Origin of the sequence: Agrobacterium sp. V1 (assembly GCF_030518355.1) — a bacterium.
Classification (GTDB): domain Bacteria; phylum Pseudomonadota; class Alphaproteobacteria; order Rhizobiales; family Rhizobiaceae; genus Agrobacterium; species Agrobacterium cucumeris.
The window spans coordinates 2,562,790-2,589,436 of record NZ_JAULSF010000001.1 but is presented as its reverse complement, the minus strand read 5'-3'; the positions used below and the strand labels follow the sequence as shown (position 1 = coordinate 2,589,436).

General features: G+C 60.3%; 29 protein-coding genes. 23 read left to right on the top strand and 6 right to left on the bottom strand.

The genetic code is table 11. The features are described 5' to 3' along the window. Positions 1–15: 15 nt before the first annotated feature. Genes cobN through QSV77_RS12425 form a run of 5 tightly spaced genes read left to right on the top strand, consistent with a single transcriptional unit; the run spans position 16 to position 6,875 of the window. Positions 16–3,366 carry a cobaltochelatase subunit CobN gene (cobN, locus tag QSV77_RS12445; protein ID WP_302733679.1) on the top strand — a complete coding sequence of 1,117 codons (3,351 nt, stop codon included), beginning with the start codon at positions 16–18 and terminating at the stop codon, positions 3,364–3,366. After that, entirely contained in the window at positions 3,366–4,724 is a 1,359-nt protein-coding gene (gene cobG, locus QSV77_RS12440; protein WP_302733939.1) for a precorrin-3B synthase, read from the top strand. The genes cobN and cobG overlap by 1 nt, the downstream gene beginning before the upstream one ends. Then, entirely contained in the window at positions 4,721–5,353 is a 633-nt protein-coding gene (locus QSV77_RS12435) for a precorrin-8X methylmutase (RefSeq protein ID WP_302733678.1), read from the top strand. The genes cobG and QSV77_RS12435 overlap by 4 nt, the downstream gene beginning before the upstream one ends. Then, positions 5,350–6,117: a precorrin-2 C(20)-methyltransferase gene (locus QSV77_RS12430; RefSeq protein ID WP_302733677.1), complete on the top strand. Its 768-nt coding sequence runs from the start codon at positions 5,350–5,352 to the stop codon at positions 6,115–6,117. Before QSV77_RS12435 ends, QSV77_RS12430 begins: the two co-directional genes overlap by 4 nt. Further along, positions 6,114–6,875, top strand: coding sequence for a precorrin-3B C(17)-methyltransferase (locus tag QSV77_RS12425; RefSeq protein ID WP_302733676.1), 762 nt, complete (start codon positions 6,114–6,116; stop codon positions 6,873–6,875). Before QSV77_RS12430 ends, QSV77_RS12425 begins: the two co-directional genes overlap by 4 nt. Here QSV77_RS12425 and QSV77_RS12420 read toward each other — a convergent pair. Then, complete coding sequence (locus QSV77_RS12420; protein WP_302733675.1) at positions 6,842–7,624, bottom strand: cobalt-precorrin-6A reductase; 783 nt, start codon at positions 7,622–7,624, stop codon at positions 6,842–6,844. The two genes, QSV77_RS12425 and QSV77_RS12420, sit on opposite strands and share 34 nt — an antisense overlap. Here QSV77_RS12420 and cbiE point away from each other — a divergent pair. Genes cbiE through cobM form a run of 3 tightly spaced genes read left to right on the top strand, consistent with a single transcriptional unit; the run spans position 7,623 to position 10,101 of the window. Continuing rightward, positions 7,623–8,918: a precorrin-6y C5,15-methyltransferase (decarboxylating) subunit CbiE gene (gene cbiE / locus QSV77_RS12415; protein ID WP_302733674.1), complete on the top strand. Its 1,296-nt coding sequence runs from the start codon at positions 7,623–7,625 to the stop codon at positions 8,916–8,918. The two genes, QSV77_RS12420 and cbiE, sit on opposite strands and share 2 nt — an antisense overlap. After that, positions 8,912–9,331 (top strand): cobalamin biosynthesis protein, encoded by a 420-nt coding sequence (locus QSV77_RS12410; protein ID WP_302733938.1) that lies wholly within the window; start codon positions 8,912–8,914, stop codon positions 9,329–9,331. Before cbiE ends, QSV77_RS12410 begins: the two co-directional genes overlap by 7 nt. After that, complete coding sequence (cobM, locus tag QSV77_RS12405; protein ID WP_302733673.1) at positions 9,328–10,101, top strand: precorrin-4 C(11)-methyltransferase; 774 nt, start codon at positions 9,328–9,330, stop codon at positions 10,099–10,101. The genes QSV77_RS12410 and cobM overlap by 4 nt, the downstream gene beginning before the upstream one ends. On the opposite strand, the gene QSV77_RS12400 is transcribed toward cobM, so the two are convergent. Next, positions 10,056–11,186 (bottom strand): cobalt-precorrin-5B (C(1))-methyltransferase, encoded by a 1,131-nt coding sequence (locus QSV77_RS12400; RefSeq protein WP_302733671.1) that lies wholly within the window; start codon positions 11,184–11,186, stop codon positions 10,056–10,058. The genes cobM and QSV77_RS12400 overlap by 46 nt on opposite strands. Before the next feature lie 58 nt (positions 11,187–11,244). On the opposite strand from QSV77_RS12400, the gene cobA reads away from it, so the two are divergent. The 3 genes from cobA (at position 11,245) to QSV77_RS12385 (ending at position 14,825) form a co-directional block, all read left to right on the top strand. After that, positions 11,245–12,033, top strand: coding sequence for a uroporphyrinogen-III C-methyltransferase (cobA, locus tag QSV77_RS12395; protein ID WP_302733670.1), 789 nt, complete (start codon positions 11,245–11,247; stop codon positions 12,031–12,033). After that, the gene (locus tag QSV77_RS12390) at positions 12,030–13,346 is read left to right on the top strand and encodes a cobyrinate a,c-diamide synthase (RefSeq protein WP_302733669.1); all 1,317 of its coding nucleotides are present in this window, start codon (positions 12,030–12,032) and stop codon (positions 13,344–13,346) included. Before cobA ends, QSV77_RS12390 begins: the two co-directional genes overlap by 4 nt. A 228-nt stretch (positions 13,347–13,574) precedes the next feature. After that, entirely contained in the window at positions 13,575–14,825 is a 1,251-nt protein-coding gene (locus QSV77_RS12385; RefSeq protein ID WP_309568471.1) for a cytochrome-c peroxidase, read from the top strand. On the opposite strand, the gene leuB is transcribed toward QSV77_RS12385, so the two are convergent. The 3 genes from leuB to QSV77_RS12370 all read right to left on the bottom strand — a co-directional run bounded on the left by leuB (position 14,806) and on the right by QSV77_RS12370 (position 17,140). Further along, positions 14,806–15,918 carry a 3-isopropylmalate dehydrogenase gene (gene leuB / locus QSV77_RS12380; RefSeq protein WP_302733668.1) on the bottom strand — a complete coding sequence of 371 codons (1,113 nt, stop codon included), beginning with the start codon at positions 15,916–15,918 and terminating at the stop codon, positions 14,806–14,808. The genes QSV77_RS12385 and leuB overlap by 20 nt on opposite strands. A 222-nt stretch (positions 15,919–16,140) precedes the next feature. Further along, on the bottom strand, positions 16,141–16,746 hold the full coding sequence (leuD, locus tag QSV77_RS12375) for a 3-isopropylmalate dehydratase small subunit (RefSeq protein WP_142842171.1): 606 nt from the start codon (positions 16,744–16,746) through the stop codon (positions 16,141–16,143). A gap of 163 nt (positions 16,747–16,909) precedes the next feature. Next, positions 16,910–17,140 carry a hypothetical protein gene (locus QSV77_RS12370; RefSeq protein WP_046799661.1) on the bottom strand — a complete coding sequence of 77 codons (231 nt, stop codon included), beginning with the start codon at positions 17,138–17,140 and terminating at the stop codon, positions 16,910–16,912. A 109-nt stretch (positions 17,141–17,249) separates the two neighbouring features. Between QSV77_RS12370 and QSV77_RS12365 the strand changes: the two genes are divergently transcribed. Both QSV77_RS12365 and QSV77_RS12360 read left to right on the top strand, forming a co-directional pair. Next, positions 17,250–18,161 (top strand): CoA ester lyase, encoded by a 912-nt coding sequence (locus QSV77_RS12365; protein WP_302733667.1) that lies wholly within the window; start codon positions 17,250–17,252, stop codon positions 18,159–18,161. After that, a complete protein-coding gene (locus QSV77_RS12360) occupies positions 18,158–18,364 on the top strand; it encodes a DUF1737 domain-containing protein (protein WP_003492695.1) in 207 nt (68 codons plus the stop codon). Before QSV77_RS12365 ends, QSV77_RS12360 begins: the two co-directional genes overlap by 4 nt. A gap of 16 nt (positions 18,365–18,380) precedes the next feature. Here QSV77_RS12360 and QSV77_RS12355 read toward each other — a convergent pair whose 3' ends face one another. Next, positions 18,381–18,821 carry a metallopeptidase family protein gene (locus QSV77_RS12355; RefSeq protein ID WP_046799659.1) on the bottom strand — a complete coding sequence of 147 codons (441 nt, stop codon included), beginning with the start codon at positions 18,819–18,821 and terminating at the stop codon, positions 18,381–18,383. 330 nt (positions 18,822–19,151) lie between these two features. Between QSV77_RS12355 and rplU the strand changes: the two genes are divergently transcribed. The 10 genes from rplU (at position 19,152) to rlmH (ending at position 26,615) form a co-directional block, all read left to right on the top strand. Next, a complete protein-coding gene (gene rplU, locus QSV77_RS12350; protein ID WP_003492690.1) occupies positions 19,152–19,466 on the top strand; it encodes a 50S ribosomal protein L21 in 315 nt (104 codons plus the stop codon). A gap of 40 nt (positions 19,467–19,506) precedes the next feature. Beyond that, the gene (gene rpmA, locus QSV77_RS12345; RefSeq protein ID WP_003492686.1) at positions 19,507–19,776 is read left to right on the top strand and encodes a 50S ribosomal protein L27; all 270 of its coding nucleotides are present in this window, start codon (positions 19,507–19,509) and stop codon (positions 19,774–19,776) included. A gap of 131 nt (positions 19,777–19,907) precedes the next feature. After that, positions 19,908–20,540 (top strand): GNAT family N-acetyltransferase, encoded by a 633-nt coding sequence (locus tag QSV77_RS12340; RefSeq protein WP_302733665.1) that lies wholly within the window; start codon positions 19,908–19,910, stop codon positions 20,538–20,540. Further along, positions 20,537–21,127: a GNAT family N-acetyltransferase gene (locus QSV77_RS12335; protein WP_302733664.1), complete on the top strand. Its 591-nt coding sequence runs from the start codon at positions 20,537–20,539 to the stop codon at positions 21,125–21,127. The genes QSV77_RS12340 and QSV77_RS12335 overlap by 4 nt, the downstream gene beginning before the upstream one ends. A gap of 168 nt (positions 21,128–21,295) precedes the next feature. Continuing rightward, positions 21,296–22,363, top strand: a complete 1,068-nt coding sequence (obgE, locus tag QSV77_RS12330) for a GTPase ObgE (protein ID WP_006310970.1) — start codon at positions 21,296–21,298, stop codon at positions 22,361–22,363. After that, entirely contained in the window at positions 22,360–23,529 is a 1,170-nt protein-coding gene (proB, locus tag QSV77_RS12325) for a glutamate 5-kinase (RefSeq protein WP_271362580.1), read from the top strand. The genes obgE and proB overlap by 4 nt, the downstream gene beginning before the upstream one ends. Then, complete coding sequence (locus QSV77_RS12320; protein WP_302733663.1) at positions 23,522–24,808, top strand: glutamate-5-semialdehyde dehydrogenase; 1,287 nt, start codon at positions 23,522–23,524, stop codon at positions 24,806–24,808. Before proB ends, QSV77_RS12320 begins: the two co-directional genes overlap by 8 nt. 3 nt (positions 24,809–24,811) lie before the next feature. Beyond that, positions 24,812–25,435 carry a nicotinate-nucleotide adenylyltransferase gene (locus tag QSV77_RS12315; RefSeq protein ID WP_269700946.1) on the top strand — a complete coding sequence of 208 codons (624 nt, stop codon included), beginning with the start codon at positions 24,812–24,814 and terminating at the stop codon, positions 25,433–25,435. Between the two features lie 66 nt (positions 25,436–25,501). Beyond that, the gene (gene rsfS / locus QSV77_RS12310; RefSeq protein ID WP_302733662.1) at positions 25,502–25,975 is read left to right on the top strand and encodes a ribosome silencing factor; all 474 of its coding nucleotides are present in this window, start codon (positions 25,502–25,504) and stop codon (positions 25,973–25,975) included. A gap of 157 nt (positions 25,976–26,132) precedes the next feature. Further along, entirely contained in the window at positions 26,133–26,615 is a 483-nt protein-coding gene (gene rlmH, locus QSV77_RS12305; RefSeq protein WP_142842174.1) for a 23S rRNA (pseudouridine(1915)-N(3))-methyltransferase RlmH, read from the top strand. Positions 26,616–26,647 lie beyond the last annotated feature (32 nt).

Genomic DNA, 26,647 nt, shown 5'->3' with positions numbered 1-26,647 from the left:
CTGGGAATGCCTTAGATGCATATTCTCGCCACCACATCCTCGTCCCTGGACGATCTGATCGAGCCGGTTGATCTCAACCAGCCCCGTTCGGATGTGGTGATGCTGTCTTTTTCGGCAAGCGATCTTGCCGGGCTGGAAAGGGCGTGGCGGCAGGCTGGAGATGCGCTCCCGTCGCTCTCCGCCGCCAATCTCTCCGAGCTTCGGCACCCCATGTCGGTCGATCTGTGGATCGAAAAGACGGCGGAGCATGCCCGTGTTATCCTTATCCGGATTCTCGGCGGGGCGGAGCGCTGGCGCTACGGCGTCGATCAGCTTGCCATGATGGCCCGACGGCGCGGCATCAAGCTTCTGCTATTGCCGGGCGAGTGCAGCGACAGGGACGAAAAGCTCGAAGCGGCCTCGACCGTGGACAGGCAGATACTGGCCTCTGCCCTTTCCTTTTTCCGTGAAGGGGGAAGGGCGAATATGGGTAGCCTTGCAACTGGTCTTGCGGTTCTGGCAAAGGATGGCGCGTGGCCGGATATTGAGGCCGATCCTCTGCCGAAGGCCGGATTTTACCGCCCCGGGCAGGGTGTCGTCAGTCAAGCGGAAGCCATTGCCGGTTTTCCAGCCGATGCAGCCATACTGCCCATTCTCTTTTACCGCTCGATGTTGCTGGCGGCTGATGCAGCACCCGTGGATGCGCTCTTCCATGCGCTTTCCGGGCGCGGTTTTGTGCCATTGCCGATTTTCGTCAGCGGTCTGAAGGACGGGGAGGCGATCCGTTTTCTCGAAAGCGTGTTGCCTGACCTGCAGCCTGCCGCCATCATTGCTGCGACCGCCTTTGCCAGCCAGACGGATGAGGACGGACGGACGCTGTTCGACCGCCTCGGTGTCCCTGTTTTTCAGGTGGTGATGGCGACCACCCGGCGTGATGGCTGGGCGGAAAATGCGCGTGGCCTCAACCCCTCCGATCTTGCCATGCACGTGGTTCTGCCGGAACTGGATGGCCGGATTCTCGCCGGTGCGATTTCGTTCAAGCAGGCGCGGGCGGATGGCGGTGCCAGCCTCCTGAATGTGCCGGAAGCGGATCGTATTGAACAGGTGGCGAACCGCATCGGGGCGTTTCTGCGATTGAAACAGGCTCCGCCGCAGGATCGTCGTATCGTCATTCTGATGCCGGATTATCCGGGTGCGGCACCGGGGCGCACGGGTTATGCCGTCGGTCTGGATGTGCCGCAAAGCGTGCTTGAAATGCTGCGCGATCTTGCCGACGAGGGATATGCGGTGTCGGATATTCCAGACACGGCGCGGGCGCTACTCGACTGCGTTGAACAGCAGGAAGCGACGGTCGATCTTTCCGACTATCGCGATTTCCTGACCGCATTGCCGGCCGCTGCCGCAACTGCCCTGAATGCAACATGGGGAACTGCGGAAAGTGACGATGTGCTTGTCGATGGCGCATTCCGCTTTCGCGTTGCCCGCTTTGGCAATGTGTACGTGGCGCTTGCGCCGGACCGGGGTCGCAATGAGGATCGGCGGGTGGATTACCACGATCCTGCCCTGCCGCCGCGTCACGCGCTTGTCGCTTTCGGCACATGGATGCAGCGGGTAGCGGCTGCACACGCCATCGTGCATGTCGGCGCGCATGGCACGCTGGAATGGCTGCCGGGCAAGACGGTGGCGCTTTCGCGCGATTGCTTTCCGGAAATCGTCACCGGTCCGCTGCCGGTGGTCTATCCCTTTATCGTCTCCAATCCCGGCGAGGCGGCGGTGGCAAAACGGCGGATTGCGGCTGTGACCATCGGCCATGTTCCGCCGGTGCTGGTCAATGCCGGGCTCTCGCCGGAACAATCGGCGCTGGAACAACTGGTTGACGAATATGCGCAGGCCGATGGGCTGGATCGCCGCCGCCGCGATCGGCTGGCGAAACTGATCGTTGAAAAGGCGCTGGAAACCGGGCTTGCGGCAGAGGCGGGTGTGTGTGCGAAGGACGATGCCGATGCGGCTTTGTCGCGCATCGACGCCTTTCTCTGCGACCTCAAGGATTTCGCCATCAAGGATGGCCAGCATATTTTCGGCCGGCACCCGGAAGGCGAGGCCGATCCGTTGAGGCTTGAAAGCGCGAGGGCGGAAAAAGCCGCGCTGCTTGCCGCGCTCGACGGTTGTCACATTCCCCCCGGCCCTTCCGGCGCACCCGCGCGCGGAAGGCTCGACGTGCTGCCCACCGGCCGTAATCTTTATGCCGCCGATCCGCGCACCATGCCGACGCCCACGGCCTTCGAGCTCGGCCGCATGGCGGGTGAGGAGGTGCTGCGCCATCATCTGCAAAGCCATGGCGACTGGCCGAAACATCTGGTTTTTGATCTCTGGGGCAGTGCGAGTCTCCGCAATGGCGGTGAGGATGTGGCGCAGGCGCTGCATCTGATGGGTGCAAGGCCGATCCATGACCCGGCGACCGGCCGCGTTACCGGCATTGAGGTTCTGCCGCCGGCGAGCTTCGGGCGACCGCGGGTCGATGTCACTTTTCGCATTTCCGGCCTGTTTCGCGACATGTTCCCGGCACTGATCGCGCTGCTTGATGCGGCTGCCAAGGCCGTGGCGCGGCGGGATGAAGCGCCGGGCGACAATCCGCTGGCGGAAGAGGCGGCCGCGCTCGGGCATATTCCTGCGCGCATCTTCGGCTCCGCGCCCGGCACCTATGGTGCAGGTATCGAGGAAAAACTCGCCAGCGGAAAATGGGACGAACGCGAGGAACTGGGGCAGGCCTATCTCGATGCGGCAAGCCATGCTTTCGGCGGTGCTGATGGGCTGGAGATTTTTGAAGATGCCGGTTTTGTGGAGCTGGTGCGCCGGGCCGATCTCCTTGTCCATACCGGCGACGACCCCGGTCGTGATCTTCTTGACGGTTCTTCCGATGTGGCCTTCATCGGCGGCTTTTCTGCTGCGAAGGCAGTGTTGGGTGGTGTAGCCGATATTGTGGCGCTGGATACGACCGATCCGGCCCGCCCGCGTGCAAGGTCGATGACGCAGGCGCTGACGCGGGTGGTGCGCGCACGCGCCGTCAACCCGCGCTTCATTGCCGGCCAGATGCGGCATGGCCCACGCGGAGCGGCGGAATTTGCCGAAACGGTGGATAGGCTCGTTGGCTTTGCCGAAACCACCCATGTGGTTTCCTCCTCGTTGATCGAGACGCTTTATGATGCCTATTTCGGCAACGAGGAGGTGCGCGATTTCATCCTGCGGGAAAATCCGAAGGCAGCACAGGTGATGGCCGAACGTTTCCTGTCCGCTCGCCGTCGCGGCCTGTGGCACAGCCGGCGAAATGCGGTGGATGCGGAGCTTGAAATGCTGATCATGCCCCGTTCCGAAAGGGTGGGCGCATGATGGCTGGTGCTGCCGATCCCGTTCAGCCATTCGGTCGCCGTGGTCTTTGCCCGGCGCTCTCGGCACCCATGCGGACCGGCGATGGTTTTCTGTCGCGAGTAGCTTTCGAGGCGGATATATCGCCCCGTGCGATGGTGGTGCTTTGTGATCTCGCCGAGCGGCACGGGAATGGGCTGCTCGACATCACCGCACGCGGCAGTCTCCAGTTCCGTGGCCTGACGCCGGAAAGCGCATGCGCCTTGGAAAAGGATGTGCTGGCGCTTGGCCTGCCGCTGCGCGAAGGGCTGGCGGTCGAGACTTCGCCTCTTGCCGGCCGCGATGATGCGGAAATCGCTGATGGGTGTTTTCTTGCCGACCAGATTCGGAAAGAGGCCGACCGGCTCGCTCTTCATGAAAAGCTCGCCGCCAAGATTTCCATCATCATCGATGGCGGTGGATATCTCTCCATGGGGGAATTACTCGCCGATATTCGCCTGAAAGCAATCCGGCTGGGCAGCCAGACCTTCTGGCAATTGCTTGTCGGTGGGCCGGAAAGCAAAGCGCTGAATGCGGGATTGGTCGAGACGGACTCGGCGGTGGATGTCGTTCTGTCGCTTCTCCTTTATCTTGCCAGCAAAGGGCCGGTCGCCCGAGGGCGCGATCTGGACTATTCTAGCATCAAAGCGGTTTGTGGTGATCGGCTGCTGGATCGGGTGATAAAAAATGAGGCCGTCAGGGCTCCTTCTTCACCGCTGGGATTGATGGTGGCGGGCACGGGTCTTTTTGCCGCCGGCGCCGCGCCTGCCTTCGGACAGGTTCGAGGCTCGGATTTATCGCGTCTATGCCGAGGCGCTGATACGCTCGGTATCAGGGCTTTGCGACCATCACCAAACCATAGCATGCTATTTTTCGGATCGAAATCCGCTTGCGATGCGTTGCTTGAGGCTGCAGGGACAAGTGGTTTTGTTACCAAAGCCGGCGATGCGCGATCTTCCATCGCCGTCTGTCCCGGCGCGCCGGGCTGTGCATCGGCCTTTCTTCCCACCCATGAACTGGCCGCCTTTGCCTCCCGGGAATGCGCCTCGTTGCTCGACGGTTCTTTCACGCTGCATATTTCCGGCTGTGGCAAAGGTTGTGCACACCCTGCCCCGTCGCTTCTGGCCTTTTGCGGCACGGTCGATGGTCTTGCCTTTTCCGTTTCCGGCCGCGCCGGCGACCCGCCCGACGGGATTTTACCTTTCGCACAGCAGAGGACGGCGCTTTCGCGGCTTGCCCGTCTTTACGAAAAAGAACATAAGCCCGGTGAAAACGCCGCCACCCTGCTCGCCCGCCTGGGCGGGCAAGTGATTGGTGCGGCGCTTCGACAGGATGACCGATGACCGACTATGACTATATTCGCGATGGCAATGCGATCTACGAGCGCTCCTTCGCCATTATCCGTGAAGAAGCGGATTTATCCGCCTTTACCGAAGAGCAGGCGGATATCGCCATTCGCATGATCCACGCTTGCGGGCAGGTGGAAGCGGCCAGCCATTTCCGTTTCTCGGCTGACTTCGTTGCCGCTGCACGGGGTGCGTTACTGGCCGGAAAGCCCATCCTCTGCGACGCGCAAATGGTTGCCCATGGTGTGACCCACGCCCGGCTTCCGGCTGACAATGCCGTCATCTGCACGTTGCGTGATCCACGCACACCGGAGCTTGCGAAAAAGATCGGCAATACGCGTTCTGCCGCCGCACTCGATTTCTGGGCGGATCATCTGGAGGGCGCTCTGGTGGCCATCGGCAACGCGCCGACGGCGCTGTTTTATCTTCTCGAGATGCTGGAAAAGGGTGCGCCGCGTCCTGCCGCCATCATTGGCATGCCCGTTGGCTTTGTCGGCGCGGCGGAATCGAAGGATGCGCTGGAGGCAAGCGCGCTCGGCATTCCCTATGCCATCGTCAAGGGGCGCATGGGCGGTTCGGCCATGACGGCCGCCGCCATCAATGCGGTTGCGAGGGCAGGCCTGTGAGTGCGGCTCTTTTTGAACATGCCAAGGGTAAACTGGTCGGTGTCGGCACCGGGCCGGGCGACCCGGAGCTTCTGACGCTGAAAGCGGTGCGCGCCATTGAAAATACCGATGTGCTTGCTTTCTTCTGCAAAAAAGGCGGTAGCGGCAATGGTCGCGGCATTGTCGAAGCCTTTATCCGCCCCGGCACGCTGGAAATGCCGCTGGTCTATCCGGTGACCGTCGAAAGCGACAAGAACGGCGAGGATTATCGCGGCGCGATCGCCGCATTCTTTGATCAGTCGGCGAAAGACATCGCCGCCCATCTCGAGGCCGGGCGCAATGTGGCCGTGCTTTCGGAAGGCGATCCGCTGTTTTACGGCTCCTATATGCACCTTCATCTGCGGCTTTCGCCGTCCTATGATGCAGAAGTTGTTGCGGGTATCACCGCCATGTCCGGCTGCTGGTCCATGGCCGGGCTGCCGCTGGTGCAGGGCGATGACATATTGAGCGTGCTTCCCGGAACGCTGGCGGAAGATATTCTCGCGGAACGTCTTTCCGGCACGGATGGGGCCGTGATCATGAAAGTCGGGCGCAACCTGCCGAAAATCCGCCGGGCGTTGGAAAAGGCCGGCAAGCTCAGCGAGGCGCTTTATGTGGAGCGCGGCACCATGGCAAACAGCCATGCGGTGCCGCTTATCGAGCGTGACGCATCGCCGGCCCCCTATTTTTCGCTGGTTCTGGTTCCCGGCTGGAAAACCAGACCCTCGACAGGTGAAAAGCCATGACCGGCAGGCTCGTCGTCGTCGGCCTCGGCCCCGGCAGTGCAGCGCAGGTAACGCCGGAAGCGCTGGCTGCCGTCGAGGTTTCTGAAGATTTCTTCGGTTATATTCCTTATCTCGACCGCCTGTCGCTTGGTCCCCACCAGCGCCGCCATGCCTCCGATAACCGTGAGGAAATTTCCCGCGCCGAACAGGCGCTGCGGCTTGCGGCCGAAGGTGGCAAGGTCTGCGTGGTTTCCGGCGGCGATCCCGGCGTTTTCGCCATGGCGGCGGCCATCTGCGAGGCGATTGAGAATGGCCCGTCCGAATGGCGCAACATCGATTTTTCCGTCGTACCGGGTGTGACCGCCATGCTGGCGGTTGCCGCAAAGGCCGGCGCGCCGCTAGGCCATGATTTCTGCGCCATTTCGCTGTCTGATAATCTCAAGCCCTGGGGCATCATTGAAAAGCGACTGATCGCGGCGGCGGAAGCCGGTTTCGTGATGGCTTTTTACAACCCGGTCAGCAAGGCTCGGCCGCACCAGCTCGGCACTGCTTTTGATCTTTTGCGTGCCCATCTGCCCGGCTCGGTGCCGGTGATTTTCGGTCGCGCCGCAGGCCGGGCGGATGAGCGCATTCGGGTCGTGCCCCTGTCGGAAGCATCGAGCGATATGGCTGATATGGCCACCTGCATCGTCGTCGGTTCGGTGGAAACCCGTCTGATCAAGCGTTCCGGCAAGGAACCGATCGTTTATTCGCCGCGGTTTTCGAAAAGGGAGAGCTGATGGCGGATGGCGGTGAGTGCAGACGCTATGTCCGGCACCGTCGCGCCCTTCAGGGGCGCGTTGCCGAGAGGTTGCGGCCGCTCGATCATGATGACCGGCAGGCCAAGCCGTCTCGCCGCTTCGATCTTGCCGTAACTGGCGCTGCCACCGGAATTCTTGGAAACCACCGTCTCGATGCGGTTGTCCTCCAGCATGCGGATTTCGTCATCCAGTGCAAAGGGGCCGCGCGCGGTGATGTAGCGCGCATCCCGTACGTTCAGCGGTGGCTCCACGGGGTCGACGCTGCGGATGAGATAATTGTGCCGGGGTGCGGCTTCGAAGGGAAGAAGCTCCTGCCGGCCGAGAGCCAGAAATACACGCCTGCTTTCATCTCCGAGCACGTTAACGGCCTGTTCGACGGTTTCGACGCTCTGCCACCTGTCACCCGGCTGCTGCTGCCAGGCGGGGCGCGAAAGCGCGACGAGAGGAATGTCGGCCAGCCTTGCCGCTTCGACCGCGTTGACGGAAATTCTCGCCGCATAGGGATGGGTGGCATCAACCAGAATATCGAAGCCCTCGGAGCGGATGAAATCCGCCAGCCCCGCCGCGCCGCCAAAACCGCCGCTGCGCATTGGTACCGGTTGTTCGACCGGCGAGAGCGTGCGGCCCGCCATGGACAGCAGAATTCGGTAGCCGGAGTCCTCTGCCAGCCTGCCGGCCAGAATGCGGGCATCCGCCGTACCGCCAAGGATGAGTATGGAGCGTGTCATGACGTCTGAATATTCCGGAACGGCCAGCTCTTCTACTGAAAAGATAGCTTCTACTGAAAAGAGCGCTGCCGCAGAAAAGAAAAAAGAGCCGTGGCTTTCCATCGTCGGCATAGGCGAGGATGGACTTGATGGGCTCGGCAAAAATGCACTTCTGGCGATCGAAGCGGCGGAGGTGGTTTTTGGTGGCAAACGCCATCTGGAATTGGCGGCTGCGGCCATTCAGGGCGAGGCGCGCCCGTGGCCGGTGCCGTTCGATGTGGAGATGAGCGGTGTTCTCGCATTGCGTGGCCGCCGGGTGTGCGTGCTCGCCTCCGGCGATCCGTTCTACTACGGTGTCGGTGTTACGCTTCTGCGGCGGATTCCATCGGAGGAGACAGTCTGCCATCCCTCGCCTTCCGCCTTTTCTCTGGCTGCGGCACGGCTTGGCTGGGCCCTGCAATCGGCCGAATGCGTTTCGCTGCACGGGCGCTCCATCGATCTTTTGCGGCCGCATCTGCAGCCCGGCGCTCGGATCATCGCGCTGACCTCGGATGAGCGTGACCCCGCTTTGATTGCGGGGTTACTGGCCGAGTCCGGTTTTGGTCGGTCGCAATTCATTCTGCTCGAGGCATTGGGCGGAACGCGTGAAAGGCGGCGGCAAGCCCGGGCGGCTGATTTTTCCTTTGATGATATCGACCCGCTGAATGTGGTGGCGATTGATGTCGTGGCGGATGAGGATGCGCGTGTCCTGCCGTTCACGCGAGGGCTCGATGACAGCCTGTTCGAACATGACGGGCAGATCACCAAACGTGAAATCCGGGCGGTGACGCTCTCCTCGCTGGCGCCCCGGCGTGGAGAATTGCTGTGGGACATTGGCGCGGGCTCCGGCTCGATCGGCATCGAATGGATGCTGTCGCATTCTTCGCTGCGCGCCATCGCCATAGAGCAACATCCGGAAAGGGCGGAACGAATCGCCCGCAATGCTGATGCTTTTGGTGTTCCGGGGTTGGAGGTCATGATCGGTGTGGCCCCGGCAGCTTTTGAAGGCTTGCCCACGCCGGATGCTATTTTTGTTGGTGGTGGCGGCAGTGAAGCAGGTGTGTTCGAGGCTGCCATGGAGGCGCTGAAACCCGGCGGTCGGCTGGTCGCCAATGCGGTGACGCTGGAAATGGAGGCGGTCTTGCTGGATGCGAATGCGCGGTTTGGCGGTTCGATGATCCGGCTGGAGGTTTCTCGCGTAGCGGCTGTCGGTTCCATGTCAGGCTGGCGTCCGGCCATGCCGGTGACGCAATGGAGCTGGGTCAAGCCATGGTGACCGTGGCTGGTATAGGCTGCCGCAAGGGTATTCCTTCGGACGCGATCATCACGGCCATACGCGCCGCCGAGCGCACCTCTGGCGTGAAGGTTGACTCTTTGGCGACTGCTCCGCTCAAGGCCGGGGAAGCTGGCCTCGCGGAAGCGGCGAAAGCCCTGTCGCTGTCGCTTGAAATCGTAACGCAGGAACGGCTCGAGGCAGTTGCCGCCGAGACGATGACATTTTCACAGGTCAGTCTCGATCACGCCGGAACGCCCAGCGTCAGTGAAACCTCGGCGCTTGCGGCAGCTGGAGCAGGTGCCCGGCTGGTTGCGCCCCGCCTCATCGTCGGTGATGTAACTGTGGCTATCGCAACGACGGGCAATGCGCCACGTGGTAACGACTGCGCCATTGAATACGGAGAAGAAGAATGACGGTTCATTTCATCGGCGCCGGTCCGGGTGCCGCAGATCTCATCACGGTGCGTGGGCGCGATCTGATCGCTGCCTGCCCCGTGTGTCTTTATGCCGGTTCGCTGGTTCCGAAGGCCTTGATCGATTATTGCCCTCCGGGCGCGCGCATCATCGATACGGCTGCACTTTCGCTTGATGAAATCGAGGCGGAATTTGTTGCGGCGGCAGAGGCAGGCAAGGATGTGGTGCGGCTGCATTCCGGTGATCTTTCCGTCTGGAGCGCCATGGGTGAGCAGATCCGCCGGCTGGAACGGCTGGGGCTCGATTATACCGTCACGCCCGGCGTGCCCTCCTTCGCTGCCGCAGCCGCCACCCTGCAGCGGGAGCTGACGGTGCCGGAAGTGGCGCAGAGCCTTGTGCTGACCCGCATTTCCGGCCGAGCATCGAAGATGCCTGACGGTGAGACGCTGAAGGCTTTCGGCGCAACGGGCACGACACTCGCCATCCACCTCGCAATCCATGCCATCGGTAAGGTGGTGGAGGAGCTGACGCCGCTTTATGGGTCCGATTGCCCCGTTGCCATCGTGGTGCGCGCCTCCTGGCCGGATGAGCGGGTCATTCGCGGCACGCTGTTCGATATTGAGGGCAGGCTTGCAGCCGAGCCGGTGGAGCGCACGGCGCTGATCTTTGTCGGGCGCGGGCTTGCCTCGACGGATTTTCGCGAGAGTGCACTTTATAGTACCGACTATGTCCGCCGGTTCCGTTCTCCGAAAGGAGATGCGGCGGGCTGATGCGACGGTGTGGAGGCGGTGCGCCCCTTGAGCGCGCCCTGACGATCGAAAACCACAATATCGAGCGCGATGGCGGGCGTGTTCAGCGCCGCCGCCGCGGTTACCCAGGCTTTTTCCGCAACGGTCGCCCCGAGGTCTATCCCCGCGCCTTCGGCCAGTTGAAAGGCGTGCGCGACCATATTGGCCTGACGGATGGCAATGGCGAGATTGTCATCCCCTCCCGCCTCCGTGGCCAAAGCCGCCAGTGCTTCAAGGTCGGCAAGGCCTTTCTTGGAATGCACGTCGAGCATGCCCTGGGCGAGCTTGGTCATCTTGGCGACGCCGCCGGCAATCGTCACCCGCTCGACGGGGTGGCTGCGCACATATTTCAGCATGCCGCCGATGAAATCGCCCATGTCGATCAGGGCGGTTTCCGGCAGATCGTAAAGCGCCTGCCCGGCCTTTTCGGAGGTGTTGCCAGTGGCGCCGAGCACGTGGGTGCAACCGGTTGCCCGCGCCACATCGATGCCGCGCCAGATGGAGTGAATCCAGGCCGAGCAGGAAAAGGGAATGACGACGCCGGTGGTGCCGAGAATGGAAATGCCGCCGAGAATTCCGAGCCTGCCATTCAGGGTTTTTTCCGCCAGTCTTTCACCATCACGAACCGAAATCTCGACTTCGAAATCGGCATCCATTCCCGCTACTTCGCGAATGGCGGCCTCGATCATCTTGCGCGGTATCGGATTGATGGCGGGTTCTCCCGGCGGCAGCGGCAGGCCCGGCCGGGTAACGGTGCCGACGCCCTTGCCGGCCTTGAAGGTGATGCCGCTTCCAGGGCCTCCCCGTCTGACCGTGCTTTCAATCAGGGCGCCATGGGTGACGTCGGGATCGTCTCCCGCATCCTTGACGACGCCGGCCCGAGCGAAGTTTTCACCTTTTTCCTCTGTCGCGAGGGAAAATGCCGGCCTTGCGCCGCTTGGAAGTTCGACCTCGACAGGGTAAGGAAATTCGCCGGTCAGAAGGGCGGCGCAGGCCGCCTTCGTGGCGGCCGCCGCGCAGGTGCCTGTGGTCCAGCCGCGGCGAAGGGTCTTTCCATCCGTTTCCATATGAATTCCTATAGCCGGGACGGCTTTTTCCGTCATCGTTAAAAAGCAGCCAAAAAGAATGTCGATACCGCAGATTTTAAACAGCATTGCCGCAAAAGGTCCGGTCTTTGAGGCCGGTCACGTCTGGCTCGCGGGCGCAGGGCCTGGCGACGTGCGGTATCTGACGCTGGAAGTGGCACTGGCGCTTTCGCAAGCCGATGTCATCGTGCGTGATGCGTTGGTCAGCGATGATGTCGTCGCTCTTGGACCTCAAGCTGAAATCGTTTTCGCCGGCAAGCGCGGCGGCAAGCCCTCGGCGACGCAGGACGACATTACCGCGTCGCTGATCGATTTCGCCGCCCGAGGCAAAAAGGTGCTGCGGCTGAAGGGCGGCGATCCCTTCATCTTTGGGCGCGGTGGTGAAGAGGCGGAGGCGCTTGTCCGCGCCGGCATTCCATTCCGCATATTGCCGGGCATGACCTCTTCGCTTGCGGCTCTTGCTTCTGCGCGTATTCCGGCCACCATGCGCGGCATCAGCCGCGCCGTGACGCTCGCCACCGGCCATGCGGCGGGTACTGAAGAAGATCTTGACTGGCTGGCGCTGGCGAAAACGCAGGAACCCATCGTCGTTTACATGGGGCTTAAGAATATCGGCTCGATTGCTGGACTTCTGATGCAGGGCGGCCGTTCAGGCGTCACGCCGGTTGCGGTCATCATGTCGGCGACGACTGAGCAGGAGCGAATATTCATCGGCAAGCTGGAAAGCATAGCTGACGATGCAAAGCGGGAAAACTTCGAAGCCCCGGCTCTTATCGTCATCGGAGAGATCGTTTCGATGCGGGAACGGCTTGGAGTTTCAGGATCATGACGGCGCGGGCGATCATCATCGGTGCACCCCGTTCGGGGTCGGGCAAGACCAGCGTCACCATCGGTCTTCTCAGGGCATTTGCCCGGCGGGGCATCAAGGTGCGAGGCATCAAGACGGGGCCGGATTATATCGATCCCGGTTTCCACACCTTCGCCACCGGCACTCCCGGTCTCAATCTGGATAGCTGGGCTATGCAGCCGGATTTGCTGCGGCATCTATTTTCACAGCAGACCGAGGATGCAGAACTCGTTCTGATCGAAAGCGCCATGGGCCTGTTCGACGGTATTCCGGTGGCGGAAAACCGCACCGGTTCGGCGGCGGATCTGGCGCGGCTGTTCGGCATTCCCGTGCTGCTGGTGTTGGATGTGTCGGGCCAGTCGCAGACGGCGGCTGCTGTCGCCCATGGTTTCGCCCATTACGACCCAGATGTCACCATGGCGGCGGCGGTGCTGAACCGGGCCGGCAGCGAAAGACACCGGACACTGTGCACGGAAGCCATCGAAAAAATTGGCCTGCCCGTTGCCGGCTGTGTCCTGCGCGATCCCTCGCTTATCCTGCCTGAGCGGCATCTGGGGCTGGTGCAGGCCAGCGAACACCCGGAAATCGATGCGCATATAGAACGGCTGGCGGATGCGATGGAAAAATCCATCGATCTTGACGCCTTGTTTTCACTCGCTGCGCCGGTGAATGTGTCTTCCGGTTCGGTGGACGCAGCGATTGCACCGCCCGGCCAGCGCATCGCGCTGGCGGAGGATGCGGCTTTCACCTTCCTTTATCCGCATCTCAGGAAGCATTGGCACGCGTCCGGGGCCGAAATCGTGCCGTTTTCGCCGCTGGCTGATGAGGCGCCGGACGAGAGTTGCGATGTCTGCTGGCTTCCGGGCGGGTATCCTGAACTTTTTGCCGGAAAACTTGCGGATGCGGCCGGTTTCAAGGCAGGCATTACCCGTTTTGCCACGACAAGGCCTGTTCATGGCGAGTGCGGCGGTTACATGGTGCTTGGCGAGGCGCTGGAAGATGCCGAGGGGGTGACCCATGCCATGACCGGGCTTCTGTCACATGCGACCAGCTTTGCGACGCGCAAGATGAATCTCGGTTATCGCCAGGCAACGATTGCGGCAAGTGGGCCGCTCGGCGTGGCGGGGGATGTTCTGCGCGGCCATGAGTTTCATTATGCGCGGGTTACCGATCCCGGCCGTGACGAGCCTTTTGCCCAGATCGCCGACGGGCAGGGTCGTCCGCTCGGGCCATCGGGTGGCAGAAGAGGTCTCGTTTCGGGCACCTTTTTCCACGCCATTGCCAGAAGCGGCTGATTGGCCTGCGTCATAACCTTTCCATGGGATGTGCGGCAAAGTGGAGCAAGCTGCGAAAGTTTGTAGGCTCTGACCACGGGAAAGTGCTATAGATCGCCTCAGGGAACATGAGGAAGCGGAAATAGCGCCTGCGATCCATGTTCCGTGAAGTCTGGTCGGATAGAAAGCTGTTTCATATTTTCCGGCCCGAACCTGCTATCGCGCATTTTGTCCCGAGCGTGCCTACCGATGATAAAGCCCCGATTTTTTCTCTCTGCCGCTCTTGCTGCATCCATTCTGCTGGCTCCCTTCGGTGGGGGGATTAACAGCATGTTCGCTCACGGCGGCGAAGATTATGCGACGCTGGAAAAGCTGGGCGCAGCGCTGTTCGACGATCCCAATCTTTCGATGAACCGGACCATGGCCTGTTCCACCTGCCATATGCAGGCGGCCGGGTTTTCCGATGCACGGGAGAGCGAGAAGGTCGGTCGGGATGTCTCTCTGGGTGACGACGGTATTTCGCTCGGCGACCGCAATGCCCCGACGGCGACCTATGCGAGGTTCACGCCGCCTTTCGGCAAGAATGCGGCGGGTGAGTACGTCGGCGGGCAATTCTGGGATGGCCGGGCCTCGCTGCTGGAAGACCAGGCGGGCGGTCCGCCGCTCAATCCGCTTGAAATGGGCATGCCGGACAAAGCCTCTGTCGTAAAGCGGCTGAGGGAAAATCCTGACTATGTCGCAGCCTTCGGCACGCAATTCGGCAATGATGTCTTCCAGAGCGATGAAACCGCCTATGCCGCGATGACCAAGGCGTTGGCGAGTTTCGAGCGCTCGGACGAATTCTCGACTTTCGATTCCAAATATGACCGCTTCCTGCGCGGCGAGGAAAAGCTGACGGATCAGGAAGAGCTGGGCCGGGTTCTGATTTCCTCGACGCAATTTACCAATTGCAATACCTGCCATGAAATCCGCGGCGCCAAGGGGCTGGAAGACGGCCTGTTTACCAACCACAAATATTTCAATATCGGCGTTCCCGCCAATATGGCGGTCAGGGCTGTGAATGGCTCGAAACCAGATGCGATCGATCTGGGTTTGGCGCAAAATCCTGAAGTGGCCGGCGATCCGGCACAACGCGGCAAGTTCAAGGTGCCGACCCTGCGCAATGTCGCCGTCACCGGTCCTTATATGCACAATGGCGTGTTCAGGGATTTGCGCACGGTGGTGCTGTTTTACGTGAAATATAAAAGCAAAAAGCCCAGCCGACAGATCAACCCGGAAACCGGCAAGACTTGGGATGCGCCTGAGGTGCCTGAGAATATCGCCATGACGGAACTGACATCCGCGCCGGCGCTGGACGACAAGCGGGTGGATGCCATCGTGGCTTTTCTGAAGACGTTGACCGACCGGCGATACGAGCATCTTCTGCCCAAGGAGGATGGGCAGATGGCGGTGCCGCCTGCCCAACCGGTTCCTGTCAGCGTTACGCCGAAAGCGCCTTGAATTCGGCGAGAACCGCGTCACCCATTTCACCGGTGCCGACCTGGCGGCAGCCATCGGCCATGATGTCGGCGGTGCGGATGCCCTTGTCCAGCACGTTGGCGATTGCTGCTTCGAGCTTCGTCGCCTCGTCAACCATGTTGAACGAGTAGCGCAGGCACATGGCGAAGGAGGCGATCATGGCGATGGGGTTGGCGATGCTCTTGCCGGCGATGTCAGGGGCCGAACCGTGCACCGGCTCATACATGGCCTTGCGTTTGCCGGTCTTGGCATCAGGTGCGCCAAGCGAGGCGGAAGGCAGCATGCCGAGCGAGCCGGTGAGCATGGCGGCAACGTCGGAGAGCATGTCGCCGAAGAGGTTATCGGTCACGATCACGTCAAACTGCTTGGGCTTGCGCACCAGTTGCATGCCGCCGGCATCGGCCAGCATATGCTCCAGCTGAACGTCCTTGTATTTGGCGGCGTGGGTTTCGGTGACGACCTGGTTCCACAAAACGCCTGATTTCATGACGTTGCGCTTTTCCATCGAGCAGACGCGGTTATCGCGGGTGCGGGCCAGTTCGAAAGCGACGCTGGCGATGCGCTCGATCTCGAAAGTGTCGTAGATCTGCGTGTCGATGCCGCGCTTCTGGCCGTTGCCGAGATCTAAGATCTGCTTCGGTTCACCAAAATAGACGCCGCCGGTCAGTTCGCGAACGATGAGGATATCCAAGCCTTCGACCAGTTCCGGCTTCAGCGAGGAGGCGGCGGCGAGTGCCGGGTAGCAGATGGCAGGGCGCAGATTGGCGAAAAGTTCGAGGTCCTTGCGCAGGCGCAGCAGACCCGCTTCCGGGCGATGCTCGTAGGGAACGCCATCCCACTTCGGGCCACCGACGGCGCCGAACAGGATCGCATCGGCGGCAAGCGCCTTTTCCATGTCCGTATCGGAAATCGCCACGCCATGGGCGTCGTAAGCGGAGCCGCCGACGAGGCCTTCTGAAACGGTGAAGCCGGCATTGTGCGCGCTGTTCATATAATCGATCAGCTTGCGGACCTCAGTCATGGCTTCGGGGCCGATACCGTCACCGGGCAGCAGGAAAAGCGAACGGACTGTCATGGGAACCCTCCTTGGGCGGCGCGCCGGAAAACATCATGAAGGGTTTTCGGTGGCGGCGAACGCGGCGTCAAACTCGTTCCGTCCTATGCATGCAAAGTCGTATCGCCAGCCGGACGGGATCGAGGGCTTCTTATCTCCGCCTCAAGGGCTTTTCAAGCAAAGCAAAAGCCGATCCGGTACGGTTTGGTACGGGATCGGCTTTTTTGAAGGGCGGAAATGCGGTCAGGCCCAGGGGCGGACCGAGGCGTTCGCCTTTTCGAAAGTGTCGATGGCGCCGGAATGCTCCATGGTCAGGCCGATGTCATCGAGGCCGTTCAGCATGCAGTGGCGCTTGAATTCATCGATCTCGAAAGTGATGGTGCCGCCATCGGGACCACTGATTTCCTGGCGTTCCAGATCGATCGACAGAACGGCATTCGATCCGCGCGAGGCGTCATCAAGCAGCTTTTCGAGGTTCTCGGCGCTGACGACAACCGGCAGGATGCCGTTCTTGAAACAGTTATTGTAGAAGATATCGGCAAAGCTTGTGGAGATCACACAGCGGATGCCGAAATCGAGAAGCGCCCATGGCGCATGCTCGCGCGAAGAGCCACAGCCGAAATTGTCGCCGGCGACAAGAATCTGGGCGTTCTGATAAGCGGGCTTGTTCAGCACGAAATCCGGGTTGGGCGAGCCATCCTCAAGGTAACGCGACTCGGCGAAGAGGCCCTTGCCGAGACCGGTGCGTTTGATGGTTTTCAGATAGTCTTTCGGAATGATCATATCGGTGTCGATATTGACCACCGGCATGGGCGCGGCAACGCCCGTCAGCTTGGTGAATTTTTCCATCTGTCGCTTCCCGTGTTTCCCTTGAACAGATCCGGCACGGGCAATGCCTGCCGGATGTTCTCTCTCGGGAAATACTGCAAAACTCAGCGCTTTAGAAGCGCAAACCCGCGTTCTTCGGTACGCCTGACGCAGCGTCCTCGCATTTTGACCCGATTAAACGATCTCAGAGATCGATAATCGTGCCTTTGCCATCGTTCCAGACGCGCATGTCGCGCTGGTGGCGGGGCTTGACCGGAATGGGGGCCGGCTTAAGGCGCGCGGAAAGCATACGGGCAGCGCTGAGAACGGCGAGCACGCCGATGAAAGCGACCGTGAGCGATGCCGTGAAAAGAGCAGCCATGGCCAGAATTGCGATGCCGGAGGCGGCGATGAAAAATGAACGGATGCCTTGCATGATTCAACCTTTCTTTCCAGACGAATGTGGGCCTTCTTCTTCCGGCTTGCAAGAGGATTCAGTGGATTGTCAGCTTGCAGATGTCACAAAAGCTTGACACAAGTGCGGCATGGTCAATTTTTCTGAAAATATTCTTGTGAGACCGCGTCGCTCGTTGCTGTCGGTTCCGGCCATCAATGTCAGGGCACTCGAAAAAATCCGCGATCTCGATTGCGACGGCGTGATCCTCGATCTTGAGGATTCCGTCGCGCCCGACATGAAGGGCAAGGCGCGGGAAAATCTCCAAAAGCTGTTTTCAGACGCACCCTTTGCCGGGCGCGAGGCGATTATCCGCATCAATCCGCTCTCCACTCCGGACGGGAAGGCGGATTTGCAGCTCGTTCTTTCCTGCCGGCCGGATGCGGTTCTTCTGCCGAAGGTGGAGCAGCCCGCTAATATTCATGAAGTTGCCGACCTCCTGGCGGAGGCGGATGCGCCGCAGGCCATGAAGATCTGGGCAATGATCGAAACGCCGCTCGGTGTCCTTAACGCTGCGTCGATTGCCGATGCCGCCCATACGCCGGATGCGCGGCTTGCCGCTTTCGTCATCGGTCTTAACGATCTGCGCAAGGAAACCCGTGTTCCGGCCTTGCCCGGTCGCGCCTATCTTGTGCCATGGATGATGCAGGTGGTGCTTGCCGCCCGGGCTTATGGCCTCGATATCATTGACAGCGTCTCCAATGATTTCCGCGATGTCGCGGCTTTTCAGGTTGAATGCGAACAGGGGCGAGCGATGGGCTTTGACGGCAAGATGCTGATCCATCCCGCCCAGATCGAACCCGCCAACCGGCAATTCGGCCCGGATGAGGCGACGGTTGCGGAAGCTCGCGAGATTATTGCCGCTTTCGCAAAACCGGAATCTGTGGAATTGAACGTCATCAACATGAACGGGCGGATGATCGAGCGGCTGCATATGGTTGAGGCTGAGAGGCTGGTCGCCATGGCCGATATCATCGCCCAAAGAAAGGCAGAAAAGACGTGAAGGTCTATCGTTTCATAACCGGCCCCGACGACTCAAAATTCTGTCACCGGGTCACGGAAGCGTTGAACAAGGGATGGGAACTTGCGGGTTCGCCGAGTTATGCCTTTAACGCCGCAAGCGGTGTCATGCATTGCGGCCAGGCCGTGACCAAGGTGGTCGAGGGCAAGGAATATCATCCGGACATGAAGCTCGGCGAGCAATAAGACGCGCCGCGGCGGGCTACCGCTCCGCAGCGGCCTCGTCGGCGCTTTCTTCTATCCGCTCCATGTCGTCATCCGACAGGCCGAAATGATGGCCGATTTCATGGATGAGGACATGGGTGATGATATCACCAAGCGTTTCCTCGTTCTCGGCCCAGTAGTCGAGAATGGGGCGGCGATAGAGCGTGATGCGGTTCACCATCTCGCCCGTTTCCATGGTGAAACGTTCGGAGATGCCGCGACCCTCGAATAGTCCTAGAAGATCGAAGGGCGTTTCGAGCGCCATGTCCTCGAAGACTTCATCGGTCGGGAAATCCGCAATCTCGATAATGAGATCCTTCGTTAAGGCGCGGAATTCTTCTGGCAGGTGGCCATATGCCTCGATCGCAAGCGACTCGAAGGCGGAAATTGTCGGCGCATGGCGGTCCCGCCAATCGTCGGTCTGGTCTATGCGGGCCATTTCTGCTCCTTGTTGGTAGGCCCATATAAACACTTGCTGCGCAAATTTCGAGACCTGACTGCTTCACCCGCCGAAAAAGCATGAAATTCTTGGCGTTACAGTTACTTTTCAAGCCGTCGTCATCTTGACATAAACCGGCGTCTCGCGTAATCGGCACCCAAATTGATGGCGTAGTGCGCCTTCTGTTTATTCCGCCCTCAAAGGCGGCTTCACCGGCAGACATTCAAAGGGACGTTCTGTCCCGACGGGTTTCTACCAAATTCCGACTGATAAAAAGACGGCGAGCTTGCTTTGGCGGGCAGAGCCGGAACGAACATGAAAGGATAAAAAATGTTCGCAGTCATCAAGACCGGCGGTAAGCAGTACCGCGTAGCGGCCGACGCCGTGCTGACCATCGAAAAGCTGGAAGCAGAGGCAGGCGCAACTGTAGAATTCACCGAAGTTCTCGTTGTTGGCGAAGGCGCCGACGCCAAGTTCGGTGCTCCCTTCGTCAAGGGTGCCATCGTCAAGGCTGAAGTTGTCGAGCACAATCGCGGCAAGAAGGTTATCGCCTTCAAGAAGCGTCGTCGTCAGAACTCCAAGCGTTCGCGCGGCCATCGTCAGCATCACACTGTCGTCCGCATCACGGACATCGTTGCTGCCTGATCGGCGCGACACGGGAAACAAGGTTTAAAGGAGAACTCCAATGGCACACAAAAAAGCTGGCGGTTCCTCGCGTAACGGTCGCGATTCTGAATCCAAGCGCCTTGGCGTAAAGAAGTTCGGCGGCGAAGCCGTCATTCCAGGCAACATTATTCTGCGCCAGCGTGGCACGCAGTGGCATCCGGGCGCCAACGTCGGCATCGGCAAGGACCACACGATTTTTGCGCTGACCGCTGGCAATGTAAACTTCCGCACGAAGGCCAATGGCCGCGTGTTCGTATCCGTGGCTCCGAAAGCGGAAGCCGCAGAATAAGCCGGTAAGCGTCATATGCAGCCGGTGTCCCATCGACCCGGCTGAGACGTATCAGGTTCAGTCAAGAAAACAGGGGAGATGGGGCACCACCCAACTCCCCTTTTTCTTTAACCTCATGGAGGGACTGAACCATGCAAGCTGAATTGTTAAGGGTCGACCAATCACGGTCACCCGAGGAACGGCCGAGGCCCGATCGGTCGAGGAGCGATTGCCCCGTTTTACTGTCGCAGAGGCTGGTTTTACGCAAGCCTCACGAAGAAGACATCGACGCCCTTGCCCATCTTGCCAACAATGCCAATATCGCGACCATGGTGTCGCGTATGCCGCACCCTTACACGGCCAAAGACGCCGCGGATTTTGTGCGACGCTCCAAAGTTGGCGAGATTGGCAAGTGCGTCTATGCGATTACCCGCATGGACAACGGCGAGTTTCTGGGCTGCTGCGCGCTCGAACCCCAGGAAGACGAAAAGACGCTGGAGATCGGTTACTGGCTGGGGGAACCCTACTGGAACCGCGGCTATATGACGGAAGCGGCGCATGCGCTGATCGACATGGCCTTCCGCACGCGCGAAATCGACCAGATCGATGCCCGTTGCCGGGTCACCAACATCGCGTCGCGCCGCGTCATCCAGAAGTGCGGTTTCCAGTTCCAGGGGTCCGGCATGGTCGGCTCGCTGGCGCTTGGCGGCATGGTGCCGGTCGAATGGTACAGGCTGGACCGCAAGACCTGGGTTTCGCTGAAGAGCTGGGGGGACATGGGATGAGTGCGCTCGAACTGACCCGTCGTCGGGCTGCCACCACCGCGGCGCCGCCCGGCCCCTGCCCCGTCATCGAGACGCAGCGACTGGTGTTGCGGCCGCAGCGACTTTCCGATGCCGGCAGCATTGCGGAATCGCTTGGCGATTTCGCCGTGACGAAGATGCTGGCGCGCGTTCCCGCGCCCTACCACAAGCAGGATGCGCTGGAATGGTTGGTGCTGCGTACCTCCGGCACGCTGCCCGACTGGGATTTCGCCATCACCAGCGGTGACGATACCCTGATTGGCATCGTCTCGGTGGAGTTGCGGCATGGCGAGTGGCATCTCGGCTACTGGCTGAACCGCTTCTACTGGGGCAAGGGTTACATGACCGAGGCGGTTGCTGCCGTGGTCGAGCGGTTTTTCCGGCGCATGCCCGGGATGATCCTTCATTCCGGCGTGTTTGCGGATAACCCCGCTTCGCTGCGTGTGCAGGAAAAACTCGGCTTCCGGGTGACCGGTTGCCACCAGATCTACGCCACGGCGCGGGCCGCGATGGTGGCGCATATCGATACGATGATCACGGCAGAGGATTTCATCCGGCCGCACCGCTGACAATCAAAACAAGGCCGGTTTACCCCAAACCGGCCTTGTCTCACGCAGGGGCTTGCCGCACGATAGTCTTTGACCTCGTGACGAAGCGCTTGTATTCGAAACGACGATATTTTTGTTTGACGCAATGCCATGATTGTTGCGTCCGCAAACCGATAGAACGGCAGTCCGATGAAATTTCTCGATGAAGCAAAAGTCTATATCAAGTCCGGTGATGGTGGTGCTGGCGCCGTTTCCTTCCGGCGTGAAAAATTCATCGAATTCGGCGGCCCTGATGGCGGTGACGGCGGACGCGGCGGCGACGTCTGGGTCGAAGTGGTCAACGGTCTCAACACGCTGATCGATTTCCGTTTCCAGCAGCATTTCAAGGCCTCGATCGGACAGCACGGCATGGGCAAGACCCGCACCGGCGCCAAGGGTTCGGACGTGGTGCTGAAAGTGCCTGTCGGCACCCAGATTTTCGAAGAAGACAACGAAACGCTGATCATGGACCTCACCAAGGAAGGTCAGCGTTTTCGTCTTGCCGCCGGCGGCAATGGCGGTTTCGGCAATGCCTACTTCAAGTCGTCTACCAATCAGGCGCCTACCCATGCCAATCCGGGTCTGGCCGGCGAAGAAAAGACAATCTGGCTGCGGCTTAAGCTGATTGCGGACGCTGGTCTCGTCGGTCTGCCAAACGCGGGTAAATCCACATTTCTTGCGACGGTGACGCGCGCGCGTCCGAAGATCGCCAATTATCCCTTCACCACTCTTCATCCGAATCTTGGCGTGGCGACCATCGATGGTCGTGAATTCGTACTGGCTGATATTCCGGGCCTGATCGAAGGTGCGCATGAGGGCGTCGGCATCGGCGACCGGTTCCTCGGCCACGTGGAGCGTACCCGAGTGCTTCTGCACCTCGTCTCCGCACAGGAAGAAAAGGTCGGAAAGGCCTATAAAACCGTCAAGGCCGAGCTGGATGCCTATGGTGGTGGGTTGACCGACAAGCCGGAAATCGTGGCGCTGTCACAGATCGACGTGCTTGATGAGAAAGAACTGAAGAAAAAGGCCAAGGAACTGGAAAAGGCCTGCGGTCGTCCGCCGCTTCTTCTGTCGGCTGCCGCGCATATCGGCATGACGGAAGCGCTGCGCGCCCTGCGCGATATCATCGTTTCGGCAAGCAATGGCGGCGATACCGCCCTTCCAGACCGGTCGATGCCGCATGAGAGCGAGGTCGAGGAAGAGGACGATCGCCTATGAGCCTGACGCGCAAGCCGCTGGCGAGCCACCACCGGATCGTCATCAAGATCGGGTCGGCGCTTCTGGTGGACCGTAAAACCGGCCTCAAGAAAGACTGGCTGGACGCGATCTGCGAGGACATTGCTGCGCTCAAGAAAAACGGCGCAGATGTTCAGGTCGTGTCTTCCGGCGCCATCGCGCTTGGCCGCACCGTTCTCGGCCTGCCCTCCGGTGCGTTGAAGCTTGAAGAGAGCCAGGCAGCGGCGGCTGTCGGCCAGATCGCACTGGCGCGGGCATGGTCGGAAAGCCTGTCGCGGCATGAGATCGTCGCGGGTCAGATTTTGCTGACGCTCTCCGATACCGAAGAGCGCCGCCGTTATCTCAATGCACGCGCCACCATCAACCAGTTGCTGAAGATCGGCGCCATTCCGATCATCAATGAAAATGATACCGTGGCGACCACCGAAATCCGTTATGGCGACAATGACCGTCTGGCCGCACGTGTGGCGACCATGACGGGTGCGGATCTGCTGGTGCTGCTGTCGGACATTGACGGGCTTTATACCGCTCCGCCGCATCTCGATCCGGATGCGCAATTTCTCGAGACGATTGCAGACATCACCCCCGAAATCGAGGCCATGGCGGGTGGTGCGGCTTCCGAGCTTTCGCGCGGCGGCATGCGCACCAAGATCGATGCGGGCAAGATCGCGACCGCTGCCGGGTGCGGAATGATCATCGCCTCCGGCAAGACGCTCAACCCGCTGAAGGCGATCGAAAACGGCGCTCGTTCCTCATGGTTTGCGCCATCGGGTACGCCGGTGACGGCGCGCAAGACCTGGATTGCCGGACAATTGCAGCCGGCCGGCGAAATCCATGTGGATGCCGGTGCGGAAAAAGCCCTTTATGCCGGCAAGAGCCTGCTTCCCGCAGGCGTAAGGGTGGTGAAGGGCAATTTCGGTCGCGGCGATGCAATCGCCATTATCGGTGTCGAAGGCCGGGAGGTTGCGCGCGGTCTTGCGGGTTATGATGCGGAAGAGGCGCGTCTCATCATCGGCCACAAGTCCAACGAGATCGAGGCCATCCTCGGTTATGTCGGCCGTGCGGCGATGATCCATCGCGACGATCTTGTGATGACCGGCGCTGCCGTCAAAGTGAAACATGCAAAAAAGGATGAGGTCCATGCCTGAACAGGCCGTGAAGCAGAGCCATGATATTGACGCGTTGATGATGACCATCGGCGCTCAGGCAAAAGCTGCTTCGCGACCGTTGTCCATCGCAGGGACGGATCAGAAGAACCGCGCGCTTCTTGCCATGGCATCCGCCATAGAGGCGTCGAGGGATGTGATCCTTGCCGCCAACAAGAAAGATCTGGCGGCTGCGGACACTGCCGGGCTTGCCGCTTCCTTTATCGACAGGCTTACCCTCAACGAGGCGCGGATCGCCGGCATTGCCGAAGGCATTCGCTCGGTTGCTGCGCTGGCCGATCCGGTCGGCGAGGTCATCGCCGCCTGGGATCGCCCTAATGGGCTGAAGATCGAGCGCGTGCGTACGCCGCTCGGCGTCATCGGTGTTATCTACGAAAGCCGCCCCAATGTGACGGCGGATGCCGGCGCGCTCTGCCTCAAGGCCGGTAGTGCCGTCATCCTGCGCGGCGGATCGGATTCACAACATTCATCGCGTGCTATCCATGCCTGCCTTGTGGAAGGTTTGAAGATTGCCGGTCTGCCCGAACATGCCATCCAGCTGGTGCCGGTGACGGACCGCGCCGCCGTCGGCGCGCTTTTGGGTGGATTGAGCGGCACGGTCGATGTGATTGTGCCGCGCGGTGGCAAAAGCCTGGTTGCCCGGGTGCAATCGGAAGCGCGGGTGCCGGTTTTTGCGCATCTGGAAGGCATTTGCCATATCTATGTCGATGCCTCAGCCGATCTTGCTATGGCAAAGCGTATCGTCGTCAACGCCAAGATGCGCCGCACCGGCATTTGTGGTGCGGCCGAAACCCTGCTGGTGGATGCCGCCGCTGTTTCCACGCATCTGGCGCCGCTCGTCAATGACTTGATCGCAGCCGGTTGCGAAGTGCGCGGTTCGCAGGCGGTCCGTCATGTGGTCGAGGGTCTGAAGGCCGCGACGGAAGAGGACTGGCGCACCGAATATCTCGATGCGATCATTTCGGTTGCCGTGGTGGACGGTATTTCGGGTGCGATCGATCATATCGGCACCTATTCCTCCAACCATACCGAGGCGGTGATCGCTGAGGACCCTTACGTGGTCGAACGTTTCTTCAATGAACTCGATTCGGCCATTCTGCTGCATAATGCATCGACGCAATTTGCCGATGGCGGTGAATTCGGCATGGGTGCGGAAATCGGCATAGCCACCGGAAAGATGCATGCGCGCGGCCCCGTCGGCGTCGAGCAGCTCACTTCGTTCAAATACCGTGTGCATGGCACCGGCCAGACACGGACCTGATATTTGCCGACTGAGAAGCGCCTGGACCGACGTTATCTCACCATGCCGCATGCGGAGCGCGGCATGGTTGTCGGGCTGTTCGGCGGCTCTTTTAATCCGCCGCATGCCGGCCATGCGCTGGTGGCCGAGATCGCACTGCGTCGGCTGGGTCTCGACCAGCTCTGGTGGATGGTCACGCCGGGTAATCCGCTGAAAAGCCGCTCCGAACTGGCGTCCCTTGAAGACCGTATAGCTGCCTGCGAAAAACTCGTGAGCGATCCGCGTATCAAGGTGACGGCATTCGAAAAATCGCTGGGCATCAGCTATACGGCCAATACGCTTGCCAAGGTGAAGGCGAGAAATCCGCATGTTCGCTTCATCTGGATCATGGGCGCCGACAATCTGAAAAGCTTTCATCGCTGGCAGAAGTGGCGCACGATTGCCGAGACTTTTCCTATTGCCGTGATCGACCGGCCCGGCTCCACCCTGTCTTACCTCTCCTCCACCATGGCGCAGGCCTTCAGCCAGGCGCGGATAGACGAGGATGATGCGGGGGTTTTATGGAAAAAGCGGGCGCCCGCCTGGGTCTTCATCCATGGTCCGCGTTCGACGCTCAGTTCCACGGCGCTGCGCAATAATCACAAATGATGTATGCGGCGGTCGTTGAAGGCTCCATATCTTGAAAAGTTAATGCTTTGATGCCACCTTTATAAGGTGACGCAGAGAATCGCGTCGCCCAGTATCTGTTTTGTCATTCTTGGAAAGGGAAAACCTCTGACAACAGTACACAGCAAGGGAAAAGCATTTGTTGCTATCCCGAAGGGCCAGGACAGTGGCGACGATGCCGCCGATCATGCCCTCGAAACCGTCCTCGCGAGCCTCGAGGACTCCAAGGCTGAAGATATCGTATCTCTCAACATTGCCGGAAAATCGGCGCTTGCTGACTACATGGTCGTAGTCTCCGGGCGATCGAACAGGCACGTTTCGGCGATTTGCGAGCATCTTCTCAAGGATATGAAGGATGAGGGGTTCGGCAACGCCCGCGTCGAAGGTCTGGAGACCGGCGACTGGGTACTGATTGATGCCGGCGATGTCATCGTTCATGTGTTCCGTCCGGAAATCCGCGCCTTCTACAACATTGAAAAAATGTGGGCGACGCCGGAAATGTCGGAAGAAACGCTGCATTGATGCGGTGAGCCTTTGATCGAGTGCATCGTGTTTGCCGAAAGTCATCTCTGCCTTCGGCACGATACCTCTGGCCGGAAATCGAACCGGCCGCATAGGAATCCGCATTCCATGCTGTTAAGAGCGTGACCCTGTTTGTCACGACAGTTACAGGTTTGCGATGCGGATTTCGATTTTTGCGGTGGGACGGCTTAAAACCGGCCCTGAAAAGGATCTTGCGACCCGTTATATCGAACGCCTCGCGAAGACCGGCCCGGCAATCGGGCTGGAGTTTTCGCGGGTGATCGAGGTCGCGGAAAGTCGGGCGTCGAATGCGGAGACGCGCAAGCGCGAAGAAGCGGCGATGCTTGAAAAACACCTGGCCGACGGTGCAGTGCTGGTGCTGCTCGACGAGCGCGGCAAGGCGCTGGATAGTCCTGCATTTGCCACGTTTTTTGGCGACCTGCGCGATAGCGGCAAGCGGGACCTCATCATTGCCATTGGCGGCGCTGACGGTCTCGATCCCGCGCTTTACGACAGGGCGGCGGCCGTTCTCAATCTCGGCAAGCTCACATGGCCACATCAGATCGTTCGTATTTTGATCGCCGAACAGCTTTACCGCGCCGTCACAATCCTTTCCGGTCACCCGTATCATCGGGTTTGAGCGGGTTTAGGGTATAAAACTCGTCTCAATTT

Excerpts from the sequence above, each read along its gene's own strand:
- QSV77_RS12365 (WP_302733667.1), top strand. The coding sequence starts at position 17,250 with ATGGTCAATTTTTCTGAAAATATTCTTGTGAGACCGCGTCGCTCGTTG.
- cobG (WP_302733939.1), top strand. The coding sequence starts at position 3,366 with ATGGCTGGTGCTGCCGATCCCGTTCAGCCATTCGGTCGCCGTGGTCTT.
- QSV77_RS12400 (WP_302733671.1), bottom strand. The coding sequence starts at position 11,186 with ATGGAAACGGATGGAAAGACCCTTCGCCGCGGCTGGACCACAGGCACC.
- QSV77_RS12390 (WP_302733669.1), top strand. The coding sequence starts at position 12,030 with ATGACGGCGCGGGCGATCATCATCGGTGCACCCCGTTCGGGGTCGGGC.
- QSV77_RS12425 (WP_302733676.1), top strand. The coding sequence starts at position 6,114 with ATGACCGGCAGGCTCGTCGTCGTCGGCCTCGGCCCCGGCAGTGCAGCG.
- proB (WP_271362580.1), top strand. The coding sequence starts at position 22,360 with ATGAGCCTGACGCGCAAGCCGCTGGCGAGCCACCACCGGATCGTCATC.
- QSV77_RS12410 (WP_302733938.1), top strand. The coding sequence starts at position 8,912 with ATGGTGACCGTGGCTGGTATAGGCTGCCGCAAGGGTATTCCTTCGGAC.
- QSV77_RS12385 (WP_309568471.1), top strand. The coding sequence starts at position 13,575 with ATGATAAAGCCCCGATTTTTTCTCTCTGCCGCTCTTGCTGCATCCATT.
- QSV77_RS12335 (WP_302733664.1), top strand. The coding sequence starts at position 20,537 with ATGAGTGCGCTCGAACTGACCCGTCGTCGGGCTGCCACCACCGCGGCG.
- rlmH (WP_142842174.1), top strand. The coding sequence starts at position 26,133 with ATGCGGATTTCGATTTTTGCGGTGGGACGGCTTAAAACCGGCCCTGAA.
- cbiE (WP_302733674.1), top strand. The coding sequence starts at position 7,623 with ATGACGTCTGAATATTCCGGAACGGCCAGCTCTTCTACTGAAAAGATA.
- leuD (WP_142842171.1), bottom strand. The coding sequence starts at position 16,746 with ATGGAAAAATTCACCAAGCTGACGGGCGTTGCCGCGCCCATGCCGGTG.
- obgE (WP_006310970.1), top strand. The coding sequence starts at position 21,296 with ATGAAATTTCTCGATGAAGCAAAAGTCTATATCAAGTCCGGTGATGGT.
- QSV77_RS12370 (WP_046799661.1), bottom strand. The coding sequence starts at position 17,140 with ATGCAAGGCATCCGTTCATTTTTCATCGCCGCCTCCGGCATCGCAATT.
- leuB (WP_302733668.1), bottom strand. The coding sequence starts at position 15,918 with ATGACAGTCCGTTCGCTTTTCCTGCTGCCCGGTGACGGTATCGGCCCC.
- QSV77_RS12355 (WP_046799659.1), bottom strand. The coding sequence starts at position 18,821 with ATGGCCCGCATAGACCAGACCGACGATTGGCGGGACCGCCATGCGCCG.
- QSV77_RS12420 (WP_302733675.1), bottom strand. The coding sequence starts at position 7,624 with ATGACACGCTCCATACTCATCCTTGGCGGTACGGCGGATGCCCGCATT.
- QSV77_RS12320 (WP_302733663.1), top strand. The coding sequence starts at position 23,522 with ATGCCTGAACAGGCCGTGAAGCAGAGCCATGATATTGACGCGTTGATG.
- QSV77_RS12340 (WP_302733665.1), top strand. The coding sequence starts at position 19,908 with ATGCAAGCTGAATTGTTAAGGGTCGACCAATCACGGTCACCCGAGGAA.
- cobN (WP_302733679.1), top strand. The coding sequence starts at position 16 with ATGCATATTCTCGCCACCACATCCTCGTCCCTGGACGATCTGATCGAG.
- rpmA (WP_003492686.1), top strand. The coding sequence starts at position 19,507 with ATGGCACACAAAAAAGCTGGCGGTTCCTCGCGTAACGGTCGCGATTCT.
- cobA (WP_302733670.1), top strand. The coding sequence starts at position 11,245 with ATGTCGATACCGCAGATTTTAAACAGCATTGCCGCAAAAGGTCCGGTC.
- QSV77_RS12435 (WP_302733678.1), top strand. The coding sequence starts at position 4,721 with ATGACCGACTATGACTATATTCGCGATGGCAATGCGATCTACGAGCGC.
- cobM (WP_302733673.1), top strand. The coding sequence starts at position 9,328 with ATGACGGTTCATTTCATCGGCGCCGGTCCGGGTGCCGCAGATCTCATC.
- rplU (WP_003492690.1), top strand. The coding sequence starts at position 19,152 with ATGTTCGCAGTCATCAAGACCGGCGGTAAGCAGTACCGCGTAGCGGCC.